This window comes from Acinetobacter harbinensis (genome assembly GCF_000816495.1).
GTDB lineage: Bacteria > Pseudomonadota > Gammaproteobacteria > Pseudomonadales > Moraxellaceae > Acinetobacter > Acinetobacter harbinensis.
Window position 1 is genome coordinate 52,026 of sequence record NZ_JXBK01000003.1, and the last position, 1,401, is coordinate 53,426.

Annotated in this window: 2 protein-coding genes; one reads left to right on the forward strand and one right to left on the reverse strand. The window is 42.0% G+C overall.

Features of this window, described 5'->3' with window-relative positions:
- Nucleotides 1–865: heavy metal sensor histidine kinase (locus SE27_RS14175; protein ID WP_227504662.1), on the forward strand; the 865-nt coding region annotated here is incomplete at its 5' end.
- Between the two features lie 38 nt (nt 866–903).
- Here the strand turns inward: SE27_RS14175 and SE27_RS14745 are convergent.
- On the reverse strand, nt 904–1,401 hold a 498-nt coding region (locus tag SE27_RS14745; protein ID WP_455550031.1), incomplete at its 5' end, for a DUF4010 domain-containing protein.

The window sequence follows — 1,401 nt, forward strand, 5'->3', positions numbered from 1 at the left end:
TTTAGGTTGGTTTGCAACCTGGAGAGGTTTAAGACCAGTGCAAAAAATGGCTAAGGTTGCAGAAGGAATTTCTGCTCAACATCTTTCAGAACGTTTAGAAGTTGAGCATACACCAACCGAACTAAAATCATTGGCAATCGCCTTCAATGCTATGCTGGACAGACTAGAGTCAGCTTTAGAAAAACTTTCCGATTTTTCATCTGATTTAGCACATGAAATTAGAACACCGATTAATAATTTAATGACCCAAACTCAAGTATGTCTCGCCCGTAACCGAGATATTGGTACTTATCAAGAAATACTATTTTCTAATTTAGAAGAATTTGAACGTTTGGCTCGAATGGTGTCCGGTATGCTTTTCTTGGCAAAAGCAGAACATGGCTTAAATTTACAGAACTTACAGAATATTGACCTCGTTAAAGAAGTTACCGCTTTATTTGATTTCTATGACGCTCTCGCTGCCGAAAAAAATATGACACTTCAACAAACAGGATCTGGCAATGTAAAAGGTGATCCGGCTATGTTACGTCGCGCACTCAGCAATCTATTGTCTAATGCAGTTAAATATGGAAACAAGAATTCTACAATACGGATAAAACTTCAACAGAATTTAGATAACACAATATTTTCAATTGAAAATGAAGGCCCTGAAATCTCTCCTGAACAACTATCCAGATTATTTGATCGTTTTTATCGAACAGATGCGTCTAGGCAAAGAACAGAAGAAGGAACCGGCTTAGGGCTTGCCATAACAAAATCTATTCTTGATATGCTTGGGGCGACCATCCAGGCTGAATCCCTCAATGGTCGAATCATTTTTACCATTGTTTTTCAAAGTGAATCCATGCAAGGGGAATCGTTTTAACTCATTTTTTGAACATCTTCCATTTACCCGAGTTGACCTTACATAAAGCTCAAACTGAGAGCCAGAGCTACGCCAGCACCTATCATGGCAATTGTGTAGCCAAATATGATAGCTCGGCCAAACTGTGCCCCCCCTGTCATCCATGCAATTGTCGCTTTGCTTAACATGTTGCTCAGTGTGGCCAGCCCTAGCGCGACAGCAGCCACATTTGTTGTTAAGCCTTCAGTACTATGCAGGCGGGCAAGTGAGACTAAAATAGCATCTACGTCTGCTAGCCCAGAAATAGTCGATAATACGAAGATGCCGCTGGTGCCCAACCATTGTTTTGCTGCCGGGACCAAGACTGCCATGACAGCCAGGAAAGCAGCGAAGCTGAATGCTGTCCCAAGATCAAAAGGAGCCATTGCTTCTATTGTTCGATCGTTGTTTTCAGCGCTGGTAATTTGGCGTTGTCTCCACAATGCCATACCCAGCAGAAGGATTCCCGCAATCATCATTGCACCACCAAAAGTGCTTAGCAATGCTGGCTCAATGAC